The sequence below is a fragment of the Paenibacillus hemerocallicola genome (assembly GCF_006265175.1).
Taxonomy (GTDB): domain Bacteria; phylum Bacillota; class Bacilli; order Paenibacillales; family NBRC-103111; genus Paenibacillus_AB; species Paenibacillus_AB hemerocallicola.
In genome coordinates this window covers 25,761-34,634 of sequence record NZ_VDCQ01000055.1, presented here as the reverse complement: position 1 = coordinate 34,634, position 8,874 = coordinate 25,761, and the positions used below count along the sequence as shown (strand labels likewise).

Here is an 8,874-nt window from a genome sequence, read left to right as displayed (position 1 = left end):
GGGGGCATGTATTGTCCTACGGCAAGGTTGAAACTCAAAGCCAAAACTCGCTCACAAGGCAATTCCCTTCTTCCATTGCATTGGGCTACTCTTAGTTGGTTCTTTAGTTCAACTTATATAGCAAAGCGGAACAAAAAGTTCCGCTATTCCTTCAGAGAGCAGCTAAAATGGGGCATAAAGGAACGATTAGTTCCTTTATCGGCAGAATGAAGGTCGGTTGAGGGCCGTTTTGCTCCCATAAAGGAACTCCTTATTCCGTATGGGCGATTTCCCCGCCTTTCGCAGACAATAAAGGAACTCATCGTTCCCTGCACCAAAAATAACGGAAGTACTTGCTCCGCGAACTGCCGATAAGAGGCCTTTACAGTCGCACGATAAGGGGATACCCTAGGTCACCCCAAAATATCGACGTATTTCGAAGATGAGCGCGATATTGCGGTTGCTTTTCTTGGCAAAGAAAGTCCTTCGCTTAGTGCTTTAGCGAAGTTAAACGTTACTACTTAGCTACCTATATAGAACACTTTGAGTAAAATCGGCGTCCGAGCTACTATATATTGATATCTACCCTGCAACGCAGCCCAATAATGACGTGAAATTCACAAGTTTATGAAGCCCTAAACACAACATATAGCGTTCAGGATTCGCGATAAAACAAAGTATTGTACCTGAGTAGTAACAGTTAAACTTTCTATATTGATCAAAAAAAGAGAAGCCTTCGCGGCTTCTCTTCCTCTATATAGGCGTACCGGACAGGACGCATCAGCCGCCTTGCTTCGCCTTGTTGTGATGAAACAGCCGGATGGCCGCTCCGATCATATAAATTTGCACGCTGCCGACGAGAAACCCGATGCCGACCATCAGACCGAGATTCCGATCCGAGAAATCGCTTACCTCGAACAAACAAGTGAGCAGCCCGATGCCAAGCGCGATCCAAGCCGCTACGGTCATGAACGAGGCGAGGCGGTTGCCGTCTTTAACCGATTGTTGTTGTATCGCGATTTGTTTTGTCGTCATGAGAAACACTCCTTGCGGATGATTGTTACGATCATTGTAACATATTATTCGCAAAATGTTCACCACTTTTTCATTTTTTGTTCAAATTACGGACAAAATTAGGCCGATGGCGGTCGACGGCTCCATATCCCCATATGCTTTCCGATCACGGCGCCATGCCGTCCGGCCGGCGGGATACAGCGGGTCGCACAAGCTTGACACTGCTCGGACCGACGACCTATACTCGTACTAATAGCCGATTTTACTGGAAGCACCCACTCCCCGGCACGAGAGAGGAATGTTATGAGCAAGGACAATTCGCCTTACTTTATGCTGCAATCGGTCGAACGGTCGATGATGATATTCGAAATGTTCATACGGGAAAGAAAGCCGCTCGGCATTACGGAAATCGCCAGTGAGGTCAAGCTTCACAAAAGCGTCGTTCATCGTCATCTGGCTACGCTGCAATCGTTTCAAATGCTCGAGCAGTTGCCGGAGACCGGGAAGTATCAAGTAGGCCCGAAAGCTTTCGAGCTCGGCTCCGTCTATATGAACAACAATCTCATTATGCAAGGCAGACGCTTCCTGCCGGAGCTGGCCGAGAAAATCGGCGAAACCGCGCATCTGGCCATCTTGAACCAAGGCAGCGTGCTGTATTTGGAAAATCAGGAATCCCCGAAGTCCCTCCGCATGTACGCGCCGGTAGGCGTGCGCAATCCGCTCAGCACCTCGGCGCTCGGGAAGGTGCTGGTCGCCTGGATGGACGAACGACAGGTGACCGATCTGCTGAATGCGTATGGCTTCCCGCGGCGAACGCACAAGTCGATCCAGGATATGGACGCCTTCCTCGCCGAACTGAAGCGGGTGCGCGAACGGGGATATGCCGTGGACGACGAAGAAAACCTTCTCAACTTCCGCTGCGTTGCCGCTCCTCTCCGGGACCATACGGACCGGGTTACGGCCGCCATCAGCGTAGGCGGAGATATTCGCATCATCAGCCCGGACAAAACGGAGCAAATAGCCGCTGTCGTAAAAAGCTACGCGGTCGCCATCTCCGAAAGGCTCGGATATATTCCCAAAGTGAATGTCGGCGATGTTTTCGGTATCAACGCTCCATGAAGCAGTAGCATCGGCATAATCGGTTACCACGCTTTTCACGACGAAAGCGTGGTTTTTTGCTGTCCCGCAAACCGTGACGGCATTCGAATTCTTCATGCAGCGGATGCTTCATTAAGCTTGACAGCCATAAAGCGAGAAATATATACTCAGGATATCGTTGAAAGAAACGCCGTCTCACTGTAAGAGACGATATATTTTAATCATTTACCGAGATCGCGTCTCTTTCAACGAGACGAACTGCGGTCAGCGTACGAGGCTACAGGAGCAATTACCGGATTTATGAACACAAAAGGGGGATGAGCGTTTTGCATTTTCAGCGGGAACGAACTTTTGCGAATCGAGCGAGGAAAGAAGGTGTATCCATTGGCTGACGGAATGGGGAACTATGTGTCCCGGATTGTCGCTCACGAATGTGCGGTCGAGCGTACCGGCTATGCCCTGCTGAATGCCGTTACGGCCTATACCCGCAACCCCTCCCGGCCGGGCTGCGGAAACTTGCTGCAATTCGTCAACCTATTCGGCAAATCCGACAGCGGGGAGGGCATTCTGTACCGGGTGTCCCCGGATAACGGCAAGTCGTGGCGGGAGGTCGGTGTGTACGACAAGCCTTACCGTGTCGGCCAAGGTCGGGATTTCATGCGCAAAGTGGCCGGCGACTGCATGTATGACGAAGATGCCGGCGCGATGATCCGGATCGTGACGGAAATGCTATGGGAGAACGGGGAAATTCATTCTTTATTCAGGAAAAGACGGATGTATTATTATTTGTCCTTCGATAACGGAGCCACCTGGACGGACGCCATCTACATGCACCAGAACGACGAGGGCTACGACAAAGACCGCATGTTTCCCGGCGTTACATATGGCGTGAACATGATTACCTCTTTGTTCAAAATGCACAAAATTCGCGGCGAAGGCCCCAACAAAGGCAAACTTGCCGTCGGTATTCAATTGCAGACCGTCGGCCCGGACGGGGATATTTACAATCCGACGGGAATGGGGTTCTTCAAATCCGGTTGCATACTCGGCAGTTGGAACGCCGTTAAGCAGCAATACGATTGGGAAGCGTGCGATACTTATGCGGAAGCGACTCCCGAGGAGTCCACGCGGGGCGTATACGAGCCCGTCATCCAGGAGTCGGACGACGGCACGCTGATCATGATACTGCGCGGCAGCAATATGAAGCGGCCCGACATTCTCGGGACGAAATTCGTCAGCGTCTCGCGCGATCAAGGACGGACGTGGAGCCGGCCGGTCCGTCTGGCCTACGAGGACGGGCAGCCGATGTATTCCTCTTCCTCGTGTCCCGATCTCGTTTTGGACAAGCAAGGACGGATTTATTTTGTCGGCATTATTACCGGCGACAATCCGAACGGCAACTTGCCGCGCTATCCGCTATGCATCGCCCGCTTGGACACGGATACGCTCTCGATACTCAGAGACAGCGTAACCGTAATCGATACGAGGCGCGCCTGGCATATCGCTCAGCAGGAAGTCGAAGCGGCGCGGTACCCTGTCGATTATTCCAACCATCACTCCTATCTCGATGCCGCCGAATCCAAAATCGTCGTGCATGCGCCGTTCCGTGCCGACCTGCACAGCTTTGAAAGCGTGATCAACAAATACGAAATTGTGTTGCGCGACTGATCTCGGACAAACAAAGTCCGTCAATCCCTTTCCATGAAGGAGGCACGCCGCATGTTATCCAAAAAAACGACTTTCTCGCTACTGTCCGTCTGCCTGATGCTGACCGCCTGCTCCGGCAAAGATTCCGCTTCCGCCCCCGGCAACGAAGGCAAATCCGGGGACGCCGCATCGGACGCAAGGACGATCGTCGACACGCCGACGACGCTGACTCTTACGCAGCCCGGCTTGTCGGAGGAGCAGTTCAACATCCGCTACGGGGCTCAGCTCCGCACAGCATTTCCGAAGTACACGTTTCAGTATATCTCGACAACGGGAACCAATTTCGGAGATCTGATCGCCACGAATCCGCAGCTCGACCTTTTGTTCACATCGGCTAGCGGCATGCCCACTTATTTAACCTCTTATAAGCTGGAGAACAGCATAAACGACCTGATCGCCAAAAACAAATACGACCTCAACCGGCTGCAGGCGACGCCGATCGACATGCAGAAGAAGCTGTCGGACGGCCAAGTTTACGGCTTCCCGATCAATATCGGAACGCTTGTCTTTCTGTACAACAAAGACCTATTCGACAAGTTCGGCACAGCCTACCCTGCGGACAATATGACGTGGGACGAAGTATACGAGCTGGCCCGCAAAATGACGCGGACGGACGGCGGCGTCGCGTACAAGGGACTCATGTTCGCATGGGAGCATATCGTCGGCTGGAACCAGCTGTCCGCGCTCTACTTCAATACGTCCACGAATAAAGCGCAGCTGACGAATAACGACCAAATAAAAAGAGTGTTCGAGAACGCGGCCCGCATCTGGTCCATTCCCGGCAACGAGCCGCCGAACAACGCTTACAGCCTGGGGGGCATGCGCGACTGGTTTCTGAAAGACCAGACCGTAGCGATGTATATGGACGCGGACGGGCTGATCAAGATGACCGCCGATGCGCTCAAAAACTGGGATCTGGCGAAATATCCCGTCTTCCCCGACAAGAAAGGCGTCGGCCCGTCGCCCAATCCGACGTTCGCTTCGATTACGAAACTGAGCAAAAACCGCGATGCGGCATTCCAAGTGTTGAATTACCTTACCTCCAACGAGTATCAGGAATGGGCGGCCAGAAACTTGGGCTATATGCCGTCGCTAAGAGACGCGCAGCCGATCATGGAGCATTTCGGCAAAGATATTCCGAGCTTTGCGGGCAAAAACTCGAAAGCGCTCGTGTTCGATTCCTACGCCGACATGCAGCAAGCTTCGCCTTATTACGGCTTGGGCGTCATCGAGATGAGCAAGGCCATTAACGAGCATCTGAAGGGCAAAGACGTGAACACGGTGCTGCGCGAGGCGAACGAGCGGGCGGATAAAGCCGTCGCCGAGCAGTTGGCAAGATAGCGGAGCAATCGACATAACCCGCCGAACGAAAAGCCTTCAATTCCATCCCGCCGATGGCATTGAAGGCTTTCGAACTTCCGGACTTCCTCCCCGCAGAGCCGCTTGATTTCCTGCTTGGGGAGCGTGGCGCCAATCAACACGCGGTTCGTCTCCTTTCTTTTATTAAGCTCTTCCCTTCGAGGCAAGCAGCATACGGCCGCTGCCCGCAGTTTTCTTTCGTCTAAAATGGCAGTTCTTCGTCCCCCGCAGGCGGAGTCGAATTTCCCCGTTGCTTGACCACGCTGCGCTTTTTCGCGATCTGGACGGGTGCGGCCTCTCCGGCAGGGCGTCTGTCGCCGAATTTTTCCGCATGCAAATCCCTGATCCATTCGCGGACGGGAGCTTTCCACTGCTCGGAGGGAGACGGAATATTTTTCGTCAAGCTTTTCGGCGTCATCCCCAGCTCTTTCGCCATGCGTATATCCTCGTCGTTTAAACGGCATCGTTTTTTGGCATCCGCCCAAGCCTCATCTTTGGCTTTCTGTTTGCTCATCTTGGACCTCTCTGCATCATTTTCTCTGCTATTCCGGCATTCATTACGCATGTTGAGCGTATAGTTATCCCATGATATCATAAAAATAGAAAACAGGAGCCGGTTGCCGCCGACTCCCTGCACAACACTTGGGCGAGGTTCCTCCCGCGCAACTAACGGCATGAGAAAATAACCCGTTCCCTTGGCAGCTAACCTGGGCGGGTTATCTTCGTTTCAAGTAAGCGAGAAGCGCCAGGAGAAACATTCCGAGCATGATCCACTTCTTGCAGCGAAAAGTCCATAGCACTCCCCCTTTCCGGAGGAACGCCGCCGCCCGTACGACCCATATTATACCATAAAGCCCCCTATCCGAGGGGCTTTTTCTGTTCGGAACGCTACGCTTCTTGAACCGAGCAAGGACATTTCCGTACGCAACCGACATCATTCCGGTGAATCCTCCCGCTGCCTCCCAGACCGTTCGTCCCTCTCCGGCCAAAAATCGTTCCTTGTCCCATTCACATATCCATTGCCCGCTTGAATATATTTGATAACAAGCTCTTTTTTACGTTGCCCGATATCCGTGACAGTCCGAGCGCAGCACCGCGCCGGGCGTAAAACACTATATAGGAGGTGCCGCATCATGTCAAAGCCGCTGTTTATCGTATCCCGGGAAGACTGGTCGCTACACCGCAAAGGGTACCAGGACCAAACCCGCCACCAGCAAAAAGTGCGCGAAGCGATCAAGCAAAACTTGCCCGATCTCGTCACGGAAGAAAATATCGTCACGTCCCACAACAAGCAAATTATAAAGGTTCCTATCCGCAGCCTGGACGAATTCCGGTTCCGCTTCAACCACAATAAAAGCAAGCATGTCGGACAGGGCGACGGAGACAGTCAGGTAGGCGACGTGCTCGGCGTCGATCCGTCCGCGGCGAATCCGGGCAAAGGTGAAGGGGCCGGAGACCAGCCCGGCGAAGATTATTTCGAGGCCGAGGTCAGCATGGAAGAGCTTCAGTCGATGCTGTTCGAGGAGCTGGAGCTGCCTTACATGGAGCAGAAGCAGAAAGACAACCTGGAAGTTCAGGAAATCCAATTCAACGACATCCGCAAGAAGGGGATCATGTCCAATATCGACAAAAAACGGACCATACTCGAGAACCTGCGCCGCAACGCCAATTCGGGAGCGCCGGGCATCCACCACATTTCCCCGGACGATCTGAGGTTCAAAACGTGGGAGGAAGTCGTCGTTCCCCACTCGAACGCGCTCATCCTCGCGATGATGGACACGTCCGGTTCGATGGGCAGCTTCGAGAAGTTTATCGCCAGAAGCTTCTTCTTCTGGATGACCCGTTTTTTGCGGACGAAATACGAGAAGGTCGAGATCGTGTTCATCGCCCACCATACGGAAGCGAAGGAAGTGACCGAGGAAGAGTTTTTCACCAAAGGGGAAAGCGGCGGAACGATCTGCTCCTCGGCCTACCAGAAGGCGCTCGAAATTATCGACAGACGCTACCCTTCGTCCCATTACAACATTTATCCGTTCCATTTCTCCGACGGCGACAATTTGACCTCCGACAACGAACGGTGCGTCAAGCTGATCGAGAAGCTGCTGGAGCGGTGCAACATGTTCGGCTACGGCGAGGTGAACCAATACAACCGGAGCAGCACGCTCATGTCCGCCTACCGCCACATCCAATATCCCCGTTTCCAGCATTGCGTCATCCGCGAGAAGGGCGAAGTGTACAAAGCGCTGAAAACATTTTTCACAAAACCGAAGGAGGGGTGAGAACGACATGCATCCGGATGAAATGAAACAGCTGGAGCGGGCCATCGACGAAATTACGGAAATCGCGCAAGGATTCGGCCTTGACTTCTACCCGATGCGGTATGAAATATGCCCCTCCGACATTATTTATACGTTCGGGGCTTACGGCATGCCGACCCGGTTCAGCCATTGGAGCTTCGGCAAAACGTTCCACCGCATGAAAATGCAATACGATTTCGGGCTGAGCAAAATATACGAGCTCGTCATCAACTCGAATCCGTGCTACGCCTTCCTGCTCGACGGCAACTCGCTCATCCAGAATAAACTGATCGTCGCGCACGTGCTCGCCCACTGCGATTTTTTCAAAAACAATGCACGGTTTTCCAAGACGAACCGGAATATGGTCGAGAGCATGTCGGCAACGGCGGAACGGGTACGCCACTATGAGCTCGTCCATGGAACGGAAGCGGTAGAGACGTTTCTGGATGCGGTACTGGCCATTCAGGAGCATGTAGATCCGACTCTGACGAAACCGTACTACGGGGATAAGGAACGTCGCGACGCCGACGCCAGGAGCAAAGCGAGAAAGACCCCGGTGGGCCAAACCGGCTATGAGGACTTGTGGGATCTCGACAAAAACGCCGACGAGAAACCGGCCGAAGAAACGTCCAGGAAGTTTCCGTCCCGTCCGGAAAAAGATCTGCTCCACTTTCTCGAGGCGCATTCGCCGATTCTCGAAGACTGGCAGCGGGATATCCTGACGATGCTGCGCGACGAAATGCTGTACTTCTGGCCGCAGATGGAAACGAAGATCATGAATGAAGGGTGGGCGTCCTACTGGCATCAGCGTATCGTACGGGAGCTCGATCTGACCAGCGAGGAAACGATCGAATACGCCAAGCTGAACAGCGGGGTCGTGCAGCCGTCGCGGCACAGCCTGAACCCGTATTATTTGGGTCTGAAAATATTCGAGGACATCGAGAAACGCTGGGACAAACCGTCCGAGGAGGATATGCGGCGGTTCGGCCGCCAGCCGGGACGCGGAAGAGAGAAAATGTTCGAGGTGCGCGAATTCGATTCCGACACGTCGTTTATCCGCAACTATTTGACGAAGGAGCTCGTCGACGATTTGGATTTGTATGTTTTCGAGAAAAAGGGCCCCGAGTGGAAAATTACCGAGAAAGCATGGGAGTCCGTGCGCGACCAACTCGTCTACTCCCGCATTAACGGCGGCTTCCCCGTCCTTCATGTTCAGGACGGCAACCACACGAACAACGGCGAGCTGTACCTGAAGCATTCGTTCGAAGGCATCGAGCTCGATATCAAATATTTGGAGAAGACGATACCGTACGTGCATAAGCTGTGGGGCCGGACCGTCCACCTCGAAACCGTCATCGAGGACAAAAGCGTCCTGTTCACGTTCGACGGCAAGAAGCAGCACCGGAAGTTTATGTAGACA

Annotated in this window: 8 protein-coding genes; 6 read left to right on the top strand and 2 right to left on the bottom strand. The window is 53.3% G+C overall.

Annotated features, from left to right (window positions below; genetic code table 11):
- Positions 1-210 (top strand): hypothetical protein (locus FE784_RS41640; RefSeq protein ID WP_218103833.1); only part of this gene is annotated, 210 nt, incomplete at its 5' end.
- A gap of 549 nt (positions 211-759) precedes the next feature.
- On the opposite strand, the gene FE784_RS29495 is transcribed toward FE784_RS41640, so the two are convergent.
- Positions 760-1,014, bottom strand: a complete 255-nt coding sequence (locus FE784_RS29495; RefSeq protein WP_139605851.1) for a hypothetical protein — start codon at positions 1,012-1,014, stop codon at positions 760-762.
- A 282-nt stretch (positions 1,015-1,296) separates the two neighbouring features.
- On the opposite strand from FE784_RS29495, the gene FE784_RS29490 reads away from it, so the two are divergent.
- The 3 genes from FE784_RS29490 (at position 1,297) to FE784_RS29480 (ending at position 5,139) form a co-directional block, all read left to right on the top strand.
- Positions 1,297-2,112, top strand: a complete 816-nt coding sequence (locus tag FE784_RS29490) for an IclR family transcriptional regulator (protein ID WP_139605850.1) — start codon at positions 1,297-1,299, stop codon at positions 2,110-2,112.
- Positions 2,113-2,475: 363 nt separating this feature from the next.
- Entirely contained in the window at positions 2,476-3,759 is a 1,284-nt protein-coding gene (locus tag FE784_RS29485; protein ID WP_139605849.1) for a sialidase family protein, read from the top strand.
- Positions 3,760-3,810: 51 nt separating this feature from the next.
- Positions 3,811-5,139, top strand: a complete 1,329-nt coding sequence (locus FE784_RS29480) for an extracellular solute-binding protein (RefSeq protein WP_176706624.1) — start codon at positions 3,811-3,813, stop codon at positions 5,137-5,139.
- 220 nt (positions 5,140-5,359) lie between these two features.
- Here FE784_RS29480 and FE784_RS29475 read toward each other — a convergent pair whose 3' ends face one another.
- Positions 5,360-5,671: a hypothetical protein gene (locus FE784_RS29475; protein WP_139605847.1), complete on the bottom strand. Its 312-nt coding sequence runs from the start codon at positions 5,669-5,671 to the stop codon at positions 5,360-5,362.
- A gap of 619 nt (positions 5,672-6,290) precedes the next feature.
- Here FE784_RS29475 and yhbH point away from each other — a divergent pair.
- The gene (gene yhbH, locus FE784_RS29470; RefSeq protein WP_139605846.1) at positions 6,291-7,436 is read left to right on the top strand and encodes a sporulation protein YhbH; all 1,146 of its coding nucleotides are present in this window, start codon (positions 6,291-6,293) and stop codon (positions 7,434-7,436) included.
- 7 nt (positions 7,437-7,443) lie between these two features.
- Entirely contained in the window at positions 7,444-8,871 is a 1,428-nt protein-coding gene (locus FE784_RS29465) for a SpoVR family protein (RefSeq protein WP_139605845.1), read from the top strand.
- The last annotated feature ends 3 nt before the right edge of the window (positions 8,872-8,874 follow it).